A 17,044-nucleotide genomic window follows, 5' to 3' on the forward strand; every position below is an offset into this window, starting at 1 on the left:
CATGAGCGCCGCAGCAGACAACAGCAGCCCGGCGATCGAGCTCGTCAACGTCACGCGGCGTTTCACGACTCAGGACGGCAAGTCGATGACCGCGCTGCGCGACTTCACGATGACCGTGGAACGCGGAGAGTTCGTCGCCGTGGTCGGCCCGACCGGCTGCGGCAAGTCCACCACGCTCAACCTCATCACCGGACTGGCCAAGCCCTCGGCGGGCGAAGTGCGGCTGTTCGGCGGGCCGGTGGACGGAATCGACCCACGCATCGGCTTCGCATTCCAGACGGACGCGCTGTTCCCGTGGCGCAGCGTCATCGACAACGTCGTCGCTGGCCCGCTGTTCCGTGGCATGGCGAAAGATGAGGCTTACGAGAACGCACGCCACTGGTTGGCGCGCGTCAACCTCTCCGGCCACGAGACCAAGTTCCCGCACCAGCTCTCCGGCGGCATGCGCAAGCGCGTCTCGCTGGCCCAGACCTTCATCAACGGGCCACAGATCCTGCTGATGGACGAGCCCTTCTCGGCGCTGGACGTGCAGACCCGCGTGCTGATGCACGACGAGTTGCTGCGCCTATGGTCGCAGTCGCGCGCGTCCGTCGTGTTCGTGACTCACGATCTGGAAGAGGCCATTGCGTTGGCCGACAAGGTCTATGTGCTGACCTCGGGGCCAGCCACCGTGAAGTCGATCTATCCCATCGACATCCCGCGGCCGCGGGTCGCCAGTGAGATCCGCTACGAGCAGAGGTTCATCGACATCTCGCACACCATCTGGAACGACCTGCGCGCCGAGGTTCTGCGCGGCGCCTCGCGTGACGAAGCTCGCGCCGCAGCATGAACGACACCACCATGAACACCACAACCGCCGCCGCGCAAGCCCGCGGCACCTCCGAGGCCGAGATCGAGGCGGCAGCCGCGCGCGCCGCCGTCAAACGCCGCCGCACCGTCTACTTCTGGCGCTACTTCATCCTGGTCGTCTTCCTGGGAGGCTGGGAACTGTTCTCGAGAACCCAGTTGATCGACGAATTCTTCTTCTCCAAGCCCTCCGACATCATGTCCCGGCTCTACACCTGGGTCACGGAGGGCACCGCTGAGGGCTCGCTCTGGTATCACCTGTGGGTGACGATGGAGGAGTCCATCCTGGGCTTCGCCGTCGGCTCGCTGGCCGGCATCCTCGCGGGCATCACGCTCGGCCGCAACCACATGCTGGCTGATGTGTTTTCAATCTACATCAAGCTCATCAACTCCGTGCCTCGCGTGGTGCTGGCGCCGATCTTCATCATGATCTTCGGGCTGGGACTCACGTCCAAGGTCGCGCTCTCCTTCGTGATGGTGTTCTTCGTCGTCTTTTCCAACGCCTTCCAGGGCGTGCGCGAAGCCGACAGGAACCTGCTGGCCAACGCGCAGATCCTCGGCGCCAAGGGTTGGCAGCTGACGCGCTCCGTCGTCATCCCGTCGGCGATGAGCTGGATCTTCGCGTCTCTGCATGTCAGCTTCGGCTTCGCCATCGTCGGCGCCATCGTCGGCGAGTTCGTCGGCGCACGCTACGGCATCGGCCTGCTGATCAACATCGCCAAGGGCTCGTTCGACGCGGCCGGAATGTACGCGGCCATCGTCATCATCATGGTCGTCGCCCTCGCGGCCGAGTACCTGATGACGCTGGTGGAGAACCGCCTGGCCAAGTGGCGCCCGGCGCCGACGCACGACTCGAACTGAGCACGAATCCACAGCGAGGAGATCAATGAACAAGAGCCCCTTCATGGCGGCGGCTCTGCTGGCCGCCGCGTTTGCGGCACAGGCGCAGCAGCCGGTGCCGGTCAAGACCTACGCGCAAGAGCTTGTGGACCGCATCGTGGCCCAGCACCCCGACCTGCGCGCCGCAGTGATGCACGTCACGCCGCCCAAGGCTGTCGAAAACATCATCGTCGCGTCCAGCATCGGGCGCATCGGCGTCCCGGCGGACGCGAACGACCTCGACGTCATCGCTACCAGCACGACGCACGTGGCGATGGATCACGGGAGGAAACGCATCGAGGTAGAGCTGCCGCTGCGCGACGTCGGCGGCGCTACCGTGGGCGCCTTGGGCCTGGTCTGGCGGCTGCCGGTGGGCGGTTCGCGCGCCGAGTTCGAACGCAACGCGACAGTGATTCGCGACACGGTGTCGCGCCGCATTCTGAACGCAGCCAACCTGATGGACCCCTATCCCTACGAACCCCTGGTGACGACCAAGTCGCGTGCGCAGACGCTGGTCGACGAGGCCCTGCTGCGCCACCCTGAGGTAACCTTGCTGGCGCTGCGCGCACACAGCCGCGGCGAGCTCGTGCTACTGGGTTCCACCTTCGGCCGTCACGGCAAGAAGGCCGATGCCGACGACGCCAAGGTGATGAGCAGCAGGGAACCCAGTACCGGCATCTACTCGGGCGGCAGGCGCTTCGGCGTCGACATGGCGCTGCACGACCGCAACGGCGCGCTGATCGGCACGATGAACGTCGGCTACGCCTACTCCGGCAAGGAGGACACCAGGGCGCTGACCGCCCGCGCCGTCGCGCTACGGGACGAACTGCAGTCGCGCATCGACCCCGCCCAGCCGCTTGACGAGATCGATCCATGAGGATCGCGTTGGTCTCCATGTGCGCGGCGCTCCTGGCCGGTGGTGCGCCGGCGGCGACACCCGCGGCCGGCAAGCTCCCCGTCTCCAGCGTCGGCGCCGCAACGATGGCTCCGATGATGGACGCGTGGATGCAGGCTCTCGCGCAGCAGCATGCCGCCCCTGTTCGCGGCCCGCGTTGGCAGCATGTGGACGACGCCGCCGCCATCGGCGCGCTGATGTTCGAGCGCGCCGACCTGGCCCCGATGACGCGCGCGCCGCTGGCCATCGAGCTGGCACCTTATGCCCACCAGTTCCACGGCGACATGATGAAGTCGCCGGTACTGGCGCGCGTCGCGCTGCGCAATGGGCAGCCGGTCTTCCTCGCATTCAACAAGCGCCCCGACACGCCCGTTCCGCCGGCCGTGGACGGCTTCGTGCGCTTTGCGCTCAGCCCGGCAGGCCAGGCGCTGGCCGCCGGGCAGCCGGGCATTGCGCCGCTGCCGGCCGGCGAAGCTGACGCCGAGCTCGCCAAGCTGGCCGGCTACCGCGCCGCGCTCGACCCGAAGCTACCGGTCTACAGGGCCGGGACAGTCGTGCACGGCGAGCTGCGCAGCGTCGGCAGCGACGGCATGAAGTCGCTGATGGACGGCTGGCTGCGCAGCTTCCGCACGCTGCAGCCCGGCGTCCGCCCCGGCGACCGTTGGGAGCATCTCGGCACGTTGAACGGTTTCCATGCGCTGATGGCCGACGAAACCGATATCGCGCCGATGGGGCGCGAGCTCTGGCCCGACGAAGCCGCGGCGTTTGCGACGCTGCGGGACGGACGCGTGCCGCTGGAGATCCGCGTGGCGCGCGGCGGTTTCAACACCCAGCAGCGCACCACGGCGCAGGCAGTCTTCGTGAACGCGGCCAACCCCATCCAGCAGTTGACGCTGCCGCAGCTGGCCGCCATCTTCGGCAAGTCGCCGACGATCACACGCTGGGGCCAGCTGGGTCTCACCGGCGAGTGGGCCGACAAGCCCATCACGCTGGACGTACCGCCGCGCGTGGCGCCCAACGCGATGTCGATGCAGATGATGGCGCTAAACGGCGGGCCGTGGGCCGAGAGCGTGCACGAGGCCTCCGTCGCCGACACCGCCAAGGCTATCGCCGCCGACACAGGTGCCGTGGGCTACGGGGGCTTCGAGGACGGTGGCCCGGGCCTGAGGGCAGTGCCGCTGGCGCGCGACGCGGCCAGCCCTGCAGTGGCCGGCACGCCCGAGAGCGCCGCCACTGGCCGCTACCCGCTGACGCGCTACATGTACATCCGCCTCGACCGCAGGCCCGGCCAGCCCGTCCCGCCAGTGGTCAGGGAATTCCTGCGCTACGTCTTGAGCCGCCAGGGCCAGGAGCCGATCCCGTATTCCGGCTACTACCCGTTGAGCGCGCAGGAGGTCGCCGCGGAACTCGCCAAGCTCGACGGCGTCGCGGCTGAATGATTTTTCAGAAGGGGTTCAGGATGACTTCAGGGTCGCGGCATAAGTTTTGAGTCGGGAGTTGACCTGACTCAGCTTGCGTAATCGAGGCACCAGTTCTCGAAACTATTACTACTAGGAGACAGACAGTGAACAAAACAACTCTTGCGACCGCCCTGGTCGCCTGTTTTCCGTTTCTGGGCTCGCCCTGCGCGCATGCTCAGGCGAACACAGGCCCAGGCCCGGCCCAGGATGAGTCCGCCGCCACGGCGGAGGCGCCCGTCGAGACGCCACAAACCGTCGAACGGGTTGTCGTGCGGGGTTCATACCTGAGCGCCGGCTCGCAGAGCGCGATGAAGGGGAATGTCGCGGTCCGCGACACACCGTTCTCGGTTTCGCCCTACCAGGAGTCCTTCCTGAAGGCGATCGAGTCGACCAACATCGCCGACCTCTACAACTACATGACCGGCGTGAAGCGCAACGGCAACACCGGCTACGACCTGAACATCCGCGGCTTCAAGACCTCGGGCAACGACCGCAACGCGATCATGGTGGACGGCATGCCTGGCCTGGGCGTTCGCTTCGGCTCACCGCCGACGATCGGTGTAGAGCGGGTCGAGGTTGTCAAGGGGCCGGCCTCTGTGCTCTACGGGAACGCCCAGCCCGGCGGTTTCGTCAACATGATCAGCAAAAAGCCCAAGTCCGCATGGGCCGGTTCGGCGGAGGTGCGCGCCACTGGCTATAGCGGCGCCGGTCTGCGTCTCGGCGACGCCGCCGGCTATGACGCCGCCATCGATCTGACGGGACCGCTCGACAAGGAGGGCAACTACCTGTTCCGCGTGGTCGCGCAGACCACCGACAAGAACACCTTTCGCACCGACGCCTACAACAAGGGCACCTACTTCGCCCCCAGCTTCACCTGGGTCATCGACGAGGCGACGAGTCTGAGCGCGGCGGTTGAACTGCGCCAGACGACCTCCGCCTACGACACCTTCCTGGTGGCGCCGAACCGTGACATCCAACTCGCGTCACCCATCCGCACCCGGTACCAGGAACCGACCGACACGCAGAAGGAGGCCGGCAGGACGCTGACCCTGTCCTTCAACCACTCCTTCGACAACCGCTTCGAGTTGAATGCCAAGGTCCGCAGCGTGCGTCAGCACGACGACGCATCGGGTTTCGACGTCAACAGCATACTCACTGCCGCCAACTCGAGCTGCCAGACCCACAACGGCCCCGTTACAGGCGCCAACCTCTGCCTCAGCCGGCGCGCCCGCGGCCAGCACAACGAGAGGCAGTACGACTTCTTCGACGTCAACGTCGGTGGCCCTTTCAAGACAGGCGACATCGGTCACAAGATGCTTCTGGGCATCAACGGCGGGCGCGAGACTGCGGACCTTAACCGCCTGCAGTTCAATGTGCTGACGGCCGCACAGAACGGCAATATCTCGATCTACGACCCGGTCTATGGGGTCGTCGCTCCCCTCAGCTCCTATTCGGCGGGCCTGCCGAAAGATCTGACCCATCGCGCGACGGTTTCGCGCAGCCTAGGCGTCTACGCGAGCGACCTGATCACGCTGAGCGAAGACTGGAAAGCCATGGCCGGCCTGCGCTGGGCGAATGAGAAGCAGGACGCTGAGGAACTGCGTGTCCCCGGAACGCTGCCGTCGAGCAAGAGCGACGTCAAGGTGCTGCCGATGTTCGGTGTGCTGTACCAGCCTACCAAGCAGTGGACGCTCTACACCAGCTATGCGACCTCGATGGTGCCCGTACCGGCTGCGACCCAGGACATTTACGGCGCCAATCCCTTCCAGCCCGAACAAGCCAAGCAGATCGAGGCCGGGGTCAAGGCCGAGTTGTTCGAGGGCCGGCTGAACGCGACCCTCGCCGCCTTCCGGATCAGGAAGAACGACGCGATCAACAGCTTTGCCTGCAACACCGTGCCTGGCGCGACGGCGACCGGCACCTGCTCCACGCAAATCGGCTCCGAAGAGGCCAAAGGCATCGAGTTCGAGCTGAACGCGCGGCCGACCAGGGACTGGCAGTTCACGCTGGGCTATGCCTTCTCTGATGCGAAGGTGACGGCGTCCAAGGACGCAGCCCAGGTGGGCGCACGCCTGACCAACAACGCGAAGAACAACCTCAACATCTGGAACCGCTACGAGTTCGGCGGCGCGCTGGATGGCTTCGCACTTGGCGCCGGACTGGTCTACGTGGGTGAGCGCATGGGATTCATCCCGACCACGGCGGCCAACGGCACGGTGGACAGCCGCCTGATGCCGCTGCCGAGCTACACGGTGCTCGATCTCGGCGCTTACTACAACGTCGGCCGGTATTCCTTCTCCGCCAAGGTTGGTAACGTCACCGGCAAGACCTACTACGAGAGCGCCGGCTTCACCGGGGACATCAATATCGTCCCAGGCAGCCCGCGCAATGTCGCTGTTTCGATGAGGGTGCACTTCTGATGCGTAGAAAACAACTGACCTGCGCGGTCGCCATCATGCTGTTCGCCAGCGCCGGCGCGCGCGCGCAATCCATGGTCGAGTGGGTCGTCCCGACCACCCCGACCAATGTCAAGCAGACCGAGGAGCAAGCCGAGGAGGGTCGGCAGAAAGGCCGCGAACTGCCCGCCCCCGAGATCTTGCAGCCGATGCTGGACGCGCAGTTGCCCAGCTACCAGCCGCGCCGCGACATCAAGATCAGTGGCACGTTCAAGGGCGCGGCGTCCGACGTGCTCGTCGTACTGGCGCAGAAGTGGATGGCGAAGTTCAAGGCCTACTACCCCAACGCCCACCTCTCCATTGCCCCGCCCTACGCGGGCAGCCTGGGCGCCATCGAGCTCATCAAGGGCGACCTGGACTTCGTCTTCGTCTCGCGCGAGCTCAAGCCCGAAGACATCAGCAAGTTCAAGACCAAGTTCGGCTACGAACCGCTGAGCGTGCCCATCAGCGGCGGCTCGTATCGACACTACGGCGCACTGGATGCCGTCGGCTTCTTCGTCAACAAGGCCAACCCCATCGAGAAGATCACATTCCAGCAGCTCGATGCCATGTACTCGACGACCCGCCACCGCGGCGGCCAGGCGATCAGCAAATGGGGTGACCTGGGTCTTACGGGCGAATGGGCTGACAAGCCCATCCACCTCTATGGCATCAAGCCCTGGAACGGCTTCGAGGAATTCGTGCGCCAGCGCGTGCTCAGTACCGATGGCAAACGCGGCGAGTGGCGCGACGACATCCGTTTCGAGAAGCTCGTCTTCCCGATGGCCAAGGACATCGCCGCCGACCCAGAGGGCATCGGCTACGCCGGCATGGCCTACACGGATGCGCCGGTCAAGCTGATCCCCCTGGTCGAGAAGGCCGGCGACCCGCCGCAGGCACCCACCTACGAGAACGTCGCGTTGGCCTCCTATCCACTCAGCCGCCTCATCTACTTCAACACCAACAAGGCGCCCGGCAAGCCGCTGAATCCGGTGCTTGAGGAGTTCCTGCGCTTCGTTCTGAGCCGTGAAGGCCAGCAGGTCGTGCTCGAGCACGCGCGCTACATCCCGCTGCGGGCCGGTCAGGCCAGCCAGGCGAAGGATCTGCTGAAGTGAAGCGCGCCGGGGCCGCCGCTGCCCTGACGGTGGCGACCTGGCTCGCACCCTTCGGCGCGGTGGCCGATCCGCCGGAGTGGGCTCAGGCCGGGCGCCCTGCCCCGCCGCCAGAGTTCCTCCAGCCGACGCTGGACGCCGGGCTCGCACCCTACCGCACCAGCGGCGCGCACGGTCGGCTCGAAGGCTGCGCACCGCCCATCGTGGCAGCGCTCGCGGCGCAGTGGATGCGGGCGTTCCAGGCACGCGAGCCCGGCGTGCGGGTCGAGTTGTCGCCGCCCTATCTGCCGCCGCAGGGTGCGCTCAACCCCCGTCTGCGCGACTTCCTGGAGGGGCATCTCGACTTCGCCTTCCTGACGCGCGAGATGGCGGCCTCCGACGTGGCGCAGTTCCGCCGCGTGCACGGATTTGACCCGCTGCTGCTGCCGGTGAGCGGGGGCAGCTTCCGGCATTTCGGCTTCGTCGATGCGGTCGCCGTCGTCGTCCATCGCAACAACCCGCTGCAAGGCCTGAGCCTGGCGCAGCTCGACGCCATCTTTTCTCGCACCCGCCATCGCGGGCAGGCGGCACCGGCGGTGACCTGGGGCGAGCTTGGTCTTCCCGAATGGACCGGCCGGCCGGTACACGTCGTCGGCACCGGCGCCTGGGTCGGCGAGGAGTCTGCCCGCGCAACCTTCTTCCGCGAGCGCGTGATGGACGGCGCCGCACAGCGGGGCGAATGGCGCGACGACGGCCGTCCGCCCGATGCGGGTGACGCCGTCGTCACCGAGGCGGTGGCAGCCGACCCGCTGGCAATCGGGTTCACGGCGATGGGGCATCTCACGCCTGGCGTTCGTGCGATTGCGATCGCAGTGCAACCCGACTCGCCCCTCATCGAGCCGAGCTACGAAAACGTGGCGCGCGCGACCTATCCGCTAAGCCGGGTCTTCTACCTGGCCCTGGCGCGCAAGCCGGGCCACACGCTACGTCCCGCACTCGAGGCCTGGACGCGCTTCCTGGTGAGCAAGGACGGGCAGGCCCTGGTGCTGGCGCAGGGCGTCTTCCTGCCGTTGCGCGAGTTCCAGGCCAGCCAGGCGCTGGAAAAGCTGTCGCAATTTTCAGGTGGCGTTCAGCCTGGATTCGGCTTCGCACCCTAAGGTTCGCCGGGCCCTGGCTCTCGCCGAGAGCCGGTGAATTACTGATGGAGACATTGATGAAGACCCATGCTTTCAACATCGCCGTCGCTGCCGCGCTGCTCGCATTCGCCGCCGGCCCCGTCCGGGCGCTGAAGTACGCAGCCCCCGAGCACTCGCTCAAGGCCGACCCGTCGATCCCCAAGTGGAACCCCGGTCCCGTCGCCAGCGAGCCCGAGGAGGAACTGACCATCGTCGGCGCCGACATCATGGACGAGATGGTGCTGGGCTGGACCAAGATCTACCGCAAGCAGTACCCGCGCCTTTCGCTGACGATGGACCTGCGCGCCTCGGGCGCCGGCAGCCCCGGTCTGGTGTCGGGCCAGGGCCACCTGGCCCCGGTCGGCCGCGAGATGTTCCCGAAGGAGCGCCAGGCCTTCATCGACAAATTCGGCTACGAGCCGCTGGAGATCAAGGTCGCGACCGGCAGCGTCGGCTCGCTCGGCAAGACGGCCAGCAGCGTCATCCTCGTCGACAAGGACAACCCGATCGACTGCCTGAGCCTGCCGCAGCTCGACGCAATCTACTCCAAGACGCGCAAGCTCGGCCACAAGGAGGTCAACACCTGGGGCGACCTTGGTGCGACAGGTGCCTGGGCGACCAAGCCCATCCACCTGTACGGTCTGAAGGCGGTCAACGGTATCGAGCAGTACTTCAAGGCTGTCGCGATGGACGGCGGCGAGTACAAGGACAACATCCAGTTCGTCAAGGGCAAGGGCTTCACGCACGCCTTCACCGTCGCCGCCGAAGACATGGCCAAGAACCCTGGCGGCCTGACCTACGCGCTGCTTGCCAATGTCACGCCCAACGTCAAGGTGCTGAACCTGTCGTCGAAGCAGGGCGGCACCTGCTATGCGCCGACGGTCGAGAACGTCTACCAGCACAAGTACCCGTTCAGCCGCTACGTCTACATCTACGTCAACAAAGCCCCGGGCAAGCCGCTGGAGCCCAAGGTCAAGGAGTTCCTCAAACTCGTGCTGAGCCAGGAGGGCCAGCAGGTGGTGGCGGATGAGCGCGTCTTCATCCCGCTGCTGCCCGAGGTGGCGAAGGAAGAGCTGAAGAAGCTGGACTGACTCGTAGCCTGAAGATGGACAGGCGAAGCCTGCTTGCGGCCTTGTCGGCCGCTCTCGCGAGGGCCCCGGCGATGGCGGAGCAGTTGCTGCCACCCCCGGGTGCGCCCTATCTGAACGCCGACGGCGCGATCCGCATCGTCGGCTACAACGATATGCAGGAGATGCTGGACGCGATCACCGCGCTGTTCCGGCGCATGCATTCCGGCTTCAAGTTCGAGCTGATTCTCAAAGGCACGCGAACAGCGCCCGACGCGCTGGCCCGCGGTCTGTCGCTGCTGGCGCCCATGGGTGCGGAGTTCTCCGAGGCCGAGCTGGCCGGCTACGCTCGCATCACTGGGGGGGACCTGCCGCTGCCCTTTCATGTCGCGCACGATTCGCTGAATCCGGCGGCGCTGTCGGCGCCGCTGGGCGTCTTCGTCGATGCGCGCAACCCGGTGAGCACTCTCAGCATGGCTCAGCTCGCACGGGTGTTCACGGGGGGCGTCATGCATTGGGGCCAGCTCGGAGTCGGAGGTGAGTGGGCCAGGCGCCCCATCCACCTCTGCGGCATGGCGCCCGCGACGGCGCTGGGCCGGCTGATGCTGCACCGGCTCGGCGGCGAAGCCTTCGCACCGGGCTTTGCGGGATATGCACAGTCGCGCGATGCGGTCGCCTGTGTCGCGGCCAACCCGCTGGCGATCGGCTTCGCGTCGCTGAACCGCGGCGTTCCTGGCGTGCGCGCCCTGCCGCTGTCGGCGCACGACGGCAAGCCCGCCTTTGCCGGCACGCGCGACGATCTCGTCTCCGGCCGCTATCCGTTGGATCGCCACCTGCTGATTTATCTGCGCACCGACCCGCTGACGAAGCGCATCGACCCGGTGGCGCGCGAGTTGCTGCGCCTGATGCTGTCCGCCGAAGGACAGCAGGCCATCGCCGCCGGCACACTCGGCTACCTGCCCTTGAGCGAACCCGAGCGCATGGCGGAACTGAAGAGGCTGGCTGCGCTGGAATGAGGTCGCAGCCTGAAAGAATATTCAGGTCCGTTTCAGACTGGCTTTATGCACGAGGCCTAGTCTCCTCGTGAGCTACCGGCAACGTACCGGTTCGGCCGGAGACATAATTTGCGCAACCTCGCTGTTCTCATTCTTTGCGTCGCATTGGCCGCGGGCCCCTTCACCGCCCGCGCCGAGCTCAGCGACGAGATTCAGGTCTACACCGACGACATCAATGCACCCGGCCAGAAGGGCCTGGAGTTGCACGTCAATACGACGCCGCGCGGCCGCAGGACACCCGACTATCCCGGCGAGGCCGTGCCCTACCACGGACTACGAGTCACACCTGAGTTCTCGCTGGGGCTGACGCCTACGCTGGAAGCGGGCCTCTACCTACCCACCAACCGCGACGCCAACGGTCATTTCAGCCTCGCCGGCATGAAGCTGCGCATGAAATGGCTGCCACTGAAGGCCGAGGAAGGCGGCAGCGGCTTGTTTGCCGGGGCCAACGTCGAGCTGTCACGCCTGCAGCAGCGTTTCTCGGAATCTCGCAACAGTGCCGAGCTGCGCCTGATTGGCGGCTGGCGCGGCGCCGACTGGCTGCTGGCGGCCAACCCGGTCATCGGCGTGAACCTGTCGCCCGGCTACCGCAGCGGCGGCGCCGACCTGTCGCTGGGGCTGAAGGCGGCGCGCAGCGTCGCCAACAAGCTCGCGCTCGGGCTGGAGTACTACGTCGACATCGGCACGACCCAGGGCAGGCTGCCGGCTGCACAACAGCCTCGCAGCCTCTACCTCGCCATGGACGGAGAGATCCACGGCTGGGACATCAACGCCGGCATTGGCCATGGCCTCAACGGCGCGACCGACCGGCTGACGCTCAAGCTCATCGTCGGCTTCCCACTCTGAACCGCCTTCAAGCTCTCATCGGAGACTCCATGTTGCGTTCACGTTTCCTCCTGCTCATGCTGTGCGCCCTCTCGGCCACCGGCGGCGCGCTGGCCCAGTCCTCCGCCGACCTCGTGTCGGCCGCGCGGCGCGAAGGTCGCGTCGTCATCTACAGCGTGCTGAGCAACAAGGCCGCTGCCCCGCTGGTAGCCGGCTTCAAGGCGCTCTACCCAGGCATCGAAGTGGACTACGACGGCGAGGGCGGCTCCAACGAGGTCGATGAGCGCTTCCGCGGCGAGGTGGCGGCGGGCAAGCCATCGGCCGACGTGATGTGGAGCTCGGCGATGGACCTGCAGATGAAGCTGGTCGTCGACGGCTACGCGGCCCATTACGAAAGCCCCGAGCGTGGCGCCCTGGCCGCGGGCCTGAACTTCGAGGACCGCGCCTGGGGCACGACGCGCGAGCCTGTCGTGTTCGCCTACAACCGCCGCCTGCTGCCCATTGACGCGGTACCGCGGGACCACGCCGCGCTGGTCCGCGCGCTGCGCGACCCCGCCGGCCCACTGCGCGACAAGGTGACGGCCTTCGACATCGAGAAAAGCGGTGTCGGCTTCATGTTCGCGGCCCAGGACGCGGCCCAGAACCCCGCCTTCGACGAGCTGCTGTTGGCCCTGGGCGCGGGAGGCCTGAAGCAGTCTCCCGGCACCGGCGCGATGCTGGCCGACATCCACGCGGGCCGCAGCCTGCTGGGCTACAACATCATGGGCGCCTACGCGCTGTCGCGCTCCCGCAAGGACCTGCCCGACCTCGCCGTCGTGATGCCGAGCGACTACACGCTGGTACTGTCGCGCGTGATGCTCGTCAGCCTCCACGCGCCGCACCCGAATGCCGCGCGCCTGTGGGCGGACTACCTGCTGTCGCGGCACGGCCAGCAGATCGTCGCCGACGCACTGGAGCTGTTCTCGGTGCGCTCCGACGTGAGTGGAGAGCACAGCGGCGCGGCCCTCGATGCCCGCCTTGGCGCCAACGGGCGCCTCATCTCCGTCGACACCCGCCTGGCCGACACGCTAGTGCCCGCGCGCCACGACGCGCTGGTGCAGCGCTGGCGCACCAGTCTGCAACGCGGGGCCGCGCAATGAAGGCCGCCGCGCTCTCGCGCCGCCGCCTCGTCGCCGCCGCGCTGGCCTGCCACGCCGCCGGCCTTGCGCGGGCCACGGCTGCGCTCGTCCCGCTGACGCTGATGGTCAAGGCCGACGGTCTTGACAAGCCACACTACGCGCCGATCACGCTGGCCAAGGCGCTGGGCTTCTATACCCTGGCGGGGTTGGACGTGAGGCTGGTCAATGAGGTCGAAGGCGTCAACGCCGACGCCGAGCTGGCCGCAGGCCGCGTGCAGGCCGTGGCCGGCTTCTACGACAAGCTCATCACCGACCTCGCCAGACCAGACGCGCCACGCGGCCTCAACATCGCAACGCTGGCCGACACGCCCGGCTACGTGCTGCTGGCGAGCACGCGGCTGGCGGACTTGCCCCCCGGGCCGGCCGCGCTGCGCGGCCGCCGCGTCGCCGTCACTGGGCTCGGCAAGATCGCCCACCTGCTCGTGAACCAGGTGGCCGCCACCGCTGGGCTGGCGACAAATGACTTCCAGGCCTTGGCCCTAGGTGGGCGCGTCGCTGCCGCGCTGGCCTCCGGCGAGGCCGATTTCGGCATCTTCTGGGGCCAGGAGGCGCTCAAGGCCGTCGACGCCGGCCATGCGCGCATCCACTGTGACCTGATCTCGCGCGACGCGACGCTGCCGCTGTTCGGCGGACTGTTTGCCTCCACCTGTGTCTACGTCGACCCGGTGCGCCAGCCGACCGACGCGGAGGCAGTGCGCCGCTTGGCGGGGGCTTTGTCGCGGACCCTGGCCTGGATGCAGGCGAATGGCCCGGTCGAGGCCGCCAATCGCTTGCCGGCGAACTATGCGCGCGGCGACGCCGAGTTGCACCGGCGCGCGCTAGCGCTGGCCTGGCCATCCTTCACCGCTGACGGCCGCCTGCAGCCGGGGACGGCAGAGAACATGCTGCGCGTGCTGTCCGCTTGGCGGCCCGAACTTCGCCGCAGCGGGCTGGACCCGGCCTCCAGCTTCAGCAACCGCTTCATCGACCGGGCGCAGGGGTAGGCCGCCCCAGTCCAATCGCATGCCATCGCGCTCAAGGCAACACTCATGAAAGTCAACCTGCGCAGCCCGCTGCTGTTCGTGCATCGCTGGACGGGCATGACGCTCGGCCTGCTGTTCCTGTTCCTGGCGCTCACCGGATTGACGCTCGTCTTTCGCGGTGAGCTCGGGGGCTGGATGGACACAAGCCTCCACGGCGACGTCGAATGCCGGGCCCCGCAGCCGCTGGACGCACTGATCGAAAAGGCGCGCGCCGTGCGCCCCGACGCCGAGGTCCAGGCCATCCGTGTCAGGGACGACGGCCAGTCGGTGATTGTGCGCATGTCCGACCGTCACGACCTGTATGTGGGCCCCTGTTCCGGCAGGGTGATGGACCGCAATCGCTGGGCTGGCGTGTTCGGCCTGCTGGAGCAGTTGCACCGTTTCCGCTTCCTGGAGAGCGCCGACGCGGGCAACTTCATCACCGGCGGTGCGGCGATGGCGATGCTGTTCGCAATGGGCTTCGGCGGCCTCTTCGTGCTATGGCCTTCGTCCTGGCGCCAGCTCAAGACCGTGACGACGCCTCGCCCACACCTGCGCGGCCGCGCACTGGATCTCAACCTGCATCGCAGCATCGGTTTCTATACGGCCACGGTCATCGTCATCGTGTCGATCACGGCGCTGCCGATGGCCTTCAAGTGGACTCGCACCGTCATCAACGTCGCCGTCGGCTCGCCGACGGAGAAACCACCCAAGCTGCGTTCCACGCCCGTCGCGGGTGCCCAGGTGCTGGATGCCGGCGCACTGTGGGAGCAGGTCCGACCGCTGCTCGAGCACCCCGACACGACGCCGCACGAGATCTCCATCGAGCTGCCCAGGAAGCCGAACGACGCGGCCGTGATCTACGCGGTCGAGATCGGCGCCGCCCATCCGAATGCGCGCAGCTACTACTACCTCGACGCCTACAGCGGCAAGCTGCTGCGCGCCGAACCCTATGCCACAAGCCCGCTGGGCAACCGCATCTACCGCTACACCTCGTCGCTGCATTCCGGTGAAGTCGGCGGCTTGCCGGTGCAACTGCTGTTCTTCACCGGCATCGCCGGCGTGCCGGTGCTCGCCTACACAGGCCTACGTAGCTTCTTCCGCCGGCGGCGTCGCGTGGCCGCCGCGCCGCCGCCGCTGCGGTTACGTGTCGCCGAGATGCGCGACGTGGCCCAGGACATCCGCTGCTTCGTGCTCATCGCGATCGACGGCGGCAAGCTGCCGCCCTTCACGGCCGGCGCCCATGTCGACGTTCTGACCGGCAGCGGTCTGGTGCGCCAGTATTCACTATGCAACGACACGGCCGAGCGACACCGCTACGTGATCGCAGTGAAGCGCACGGCGGACTCGCGCGGCGGATCGGTCTGGATGCACGACGAGGTGCGCGTCGGCGACGAGCTGGCCGTCGGCAGGCCGCGCAACCACTTCGAACTCAGCCCGCGGGCCGGCCACCACATGCTGCTGGCCGCCGGTATCGGAATCACGCCGCTGCTGTCCATGGCGCGCGAACTGATGCGTCGAGGCGAGCCCTTCACCCTGCACTACTTCGCCCGCTCGCCCGAGCAGATGGCCTTCCATGAGGAGCTCTCCGCCTCAGCCTTCCAGAGCAAGGTCTTCTTCCACTATGCCGTGCAGCGTTCGGGCCTGGGGGAGCGGCTGCGCCAGATGTTGTGGCACCACGCCGAGGACGCCCACTTGTACGTCTGCGGCCCACGCGGCTTCATGGACCTGGTCGAGTCCACCGCCTCGGCCACCTGGGCGCCGGAGATGGTGCATGTAGAGCATTTCGGCGCCGCCCCCCTGGCCTTGGCCGGCGAACGCCACCCGTTCACGATCGAGCTGCGCCGCAGCGGAAGCACGCTGCAGGTGCCGGCCGAGCAGACCATCACCGACGTGCTGCGCGCCCACGGGCTGGAGCCCTTCACATCCTGCGAGCAGGGAGTTTGCGGCTCTTGCCTGACAGTCGTTCTGGCAGGCAGGCCCGACCACCGGGACGCCTTCCTCAGTCCGGCCGAGCGCAAGGCCTGCAACAAGATCATGGTCTGCGTGTCGCGGGCCAAGAGTGAAAACCTGGTGCTCGATCTGTAGCCTGAATCCCCGACCTATTCCAAGGAGACACGCCGATGAAGAATTTCCGCCACGCTCTGGCTCTGCTGGCCTTCGTTGCCGCCGGGGCCACCCACGCCACACCGCAGCGCATCGTGCTGCTGGTCGACGAGGTCAAGACAGTGCGCAACCTGCCTTTGCTGATCGCCGAGAAGCTGGGCTATCTGCGCACCGAGGCCTTCGACGTCACGGTGATGAACATCCGCGACGAGATCCCCCACGCCCAGATGCTGGCCGACGGCCGAATCGACGCGATCATGGCCTACTACCACCACAATCTCGTCAACGCCGCCGACGGCCGGCCCTCGCAGGCCATCGTCACGCTGGGCGTCACGCCGGGTGCCAAGGTGCTGGTGGCCACCGGCGCCAAGGACCGCTTCAGGACGCCGGCCGACCTGAAGGGCGCGCGCTTCATCGCCGGCGGCGCCGGCTCCTCCAAGACCACCTTGGCCAATTGGCTGGTACTGGACGGCGGCCACGACCTGGACAGCTACACGCGCCTGAACACCGACGGAATTCCGGCCAACCTCGCCGCGCTCAAGGAGGGCAAGGCTGATCTGCTCGTTGCGCCAATCCCGGTGCCCGACAGCTACGAGGCCGAGGGCGCGGCCCAGGTGCTCTTCGACCTGACCACACCGGCCGGCACGCGCGCCGCGATGGGCACACTGTTCCCTTCCAGCACGGTGTTCATGAACAGCGAGAAAGTGCGCCAGCACCCCGAGATGGCCGCCCACCTGGCCACGGCCTTCGTGCGCACGCTGCAATTCATGAACCAGCACACCGCCGAGGAGCTGGTCTCGATGATCCCACCCAACATCGTCGGCAAGGACCACGCGACCTACCTTGCCAACGTGCGCCAGGCGCTGCCAATGTTCGCCACCGACGGCCTGATGCCCGCCGACGGAGCGCGCAAGGAGGCCGCCGTGTTCGCCAAGCAGCACCCGAAGACCCTGGGGGTAGACATCGGGAAGACCTACACCAACACCTTCGTCGAGCGGGCACTCAAGGCATACCCCGCCGGCCGGTACTGA

At 67.2% G+C, this 17,044-nt stretch carries 14 protein-coding genes; all 14 read left to right on the plus strand.

Annotated features, from left to right (window positions below):
* Position 1 precedes the first annotated feature (1 nt).
* Entirely contained in the window at positions 2-829 is an 828-nt protein-coding gene (locus tag JOY88_RS14030; protein ID WP_293503248.1) for an ABC transporter ATP-binding protein, read from the plus strand.
* Entirely contained in the window at positions 826-1,707 is an 882-nt protein-coding gene (locus JOY88_RS14035; protein ID WP_524539221.1) for an ABC transporter permease, read from the plus strand. Before JOY88_RS14030 ends, JOY88_RS14035 begins: the two co-directional genes overlap by 4 nt.
* A 25-nt stretch (positions 1,708-1,732) precedes the next feature.
* On the plus strand, positions 1,733-2,602 hold the full coding sequence (locus JOY88_RS14040; protein ID WP_293503250.1) for a hypothetical protein: 870 nt from the start codon (positions 1,733-1,735) through the stop codon (positions 2,600-2,602).
* Positions 2,599-4,059, plus strand: a complete 1,461-nt coding sequence (locus tag JOY88_RS14045; protein WP_293503251.1) for a PstS family phosphate ABC transporter substrate-binding protein — start codon at positions 2,599-2,601, stop codon at positions 4,057-4,059. Before JOY88_RS14040 ends, JOY88_RS14045 begins: the two co-directional genes overlap by 4 nt.
* 125 nt (positions 4,060-4,184) lie before the next feature.
* Positions 4,185-6,500 (plus strand): TonB-dependent siderophore receptor, encoded by a 2,316-nt coding sequence (locus tag JOY88_RS14050; protein ID WP_293503252.1) that lies wholly within the window; start codon positions 4,185-4,187, stop codon positions 6,498-6,500.
* Positions 6,500-7,630 carry a PstS family phosphate ABC transporter substrate-binding protein gene (locus JOY88_RS14055; protein ID WP_293503253.1) on the plus strand — a complete coding sequence of 377 codons (1,131 nt, stop codon included), beginning with the start codon at positions 6,500-6,502 and terminating at the stop codon, positions 7,628-7,630. Before JOY88_RS14050 ends, JOY88_RS14055 begins: the two co-directional genes overlap by 1 nt.
* Positions 7,627-8,763 carry a PstS family phosphate ABC transporter substrate-binding protein gene (locus JOY88_RS14060; RefSeq protein WP_293503254.1) on the plus strand — a complete coding sequence of 379 codons (1,137 nt, stop codon included), beginning with the start codon at positions 7,627-7,629 and terminating at the stop codon, positions 8,761-8,763. Before JOY88_RS14055 ends, JOY88_RS14060 begins: the two co-directional genes overlap by 4 nt.
* A gap of 56 nt (positions 8,764-8,819) precedes the next feature.
* Positions 8,820-9,872, plus strand: a complete 1,053-nt coding sequence (locus JOY88_RS14065; RefSeq protein WP_293503255.1) for a PstS family phosphate ABC transporter substrate-binding protein — start codon at positions 8,820-8,822, stop codon at positions 9,870-9,872.
* Between the two features lie 83 nt (positions 9,873-9,955).
* Entirely contained in the window at positions 9,956-10,864 is a 909-nt protein-coding gene (locus JOY88_RS14070) for a PstS family phosphate ABC transporter substrate-binding protein (protein ID WP_293503256.1), read from the plus strand.
* Positions 10,865-10,972: 108 nt separating this feature from the next.
* Complete coding sequence (locus tag JOY88_RS14075; protein ID WP_293503257.1) at positions 10,973-11,749, plus strand: hypothetical protein; 777 nt, start codon at positions 10,973-10,975, stop codon at positions 11,747-11,749.
* A 29-nt stretch (positions 11,750-11,778) separates the two neighbouring features.
* A complete protein-coding gene (locus JOY88_RS14080; RefSeq protein ID WP_293503258.1) occupies positions 11,779-12,867 on the plus strand; it encodes an ABC transporter substrate-binding protein in 1,089 nt (362 codons plus the stop codon).
* Entirely contained in the window at positions 12,864-13,889 is a 1,026-nt protein-coding gene (locus JOY88_RS14085) for an ABC transporter substrate-binding protein (protein ID WP_293503259.1), read from the plus strand. The genes JOY88_RS14080 and JOY88_RS14085 overlap by 4 nt, the downstream gene beginning before the upstream one ends.
* Before the next feature lie 45 nt (positions 13,890-13,934).
* Positions 13,935-15,995, plus strand: coding sequence for a PepSY domain-containing protein (locus JOY88_RS14090; RefSeq protein ID WP_293503260.1), 2,061 nt, complete (start codon positions 13,935-13,937; stop codon positions 15,993-15,995).
* A gap of 35 nt (positions 15,996-16,030) precedes the next feature.
* Positions 16,031-17,044 carry an ABC transporter substrate-binding protein gene (locus JOY88_RS14095; protein ID WP_293503261.1) on the plus strand — a complete coding sequence of 338 codons (1,014 nt, stop codon included), beginning with the start codon at positions 16,031-16,033 and terminating at the stop codon, positions 17,042-17,044.

The sequence above is a fragment of the Roseateles sp. genome, assembly GCF_019237615.1.
Classification (GTDB): domain Bacteria; phylum Pseudomonadota; class Gammaproteobacteria; order Burkholderiales; family Burkholderiaceae_C; genus Pelomonas.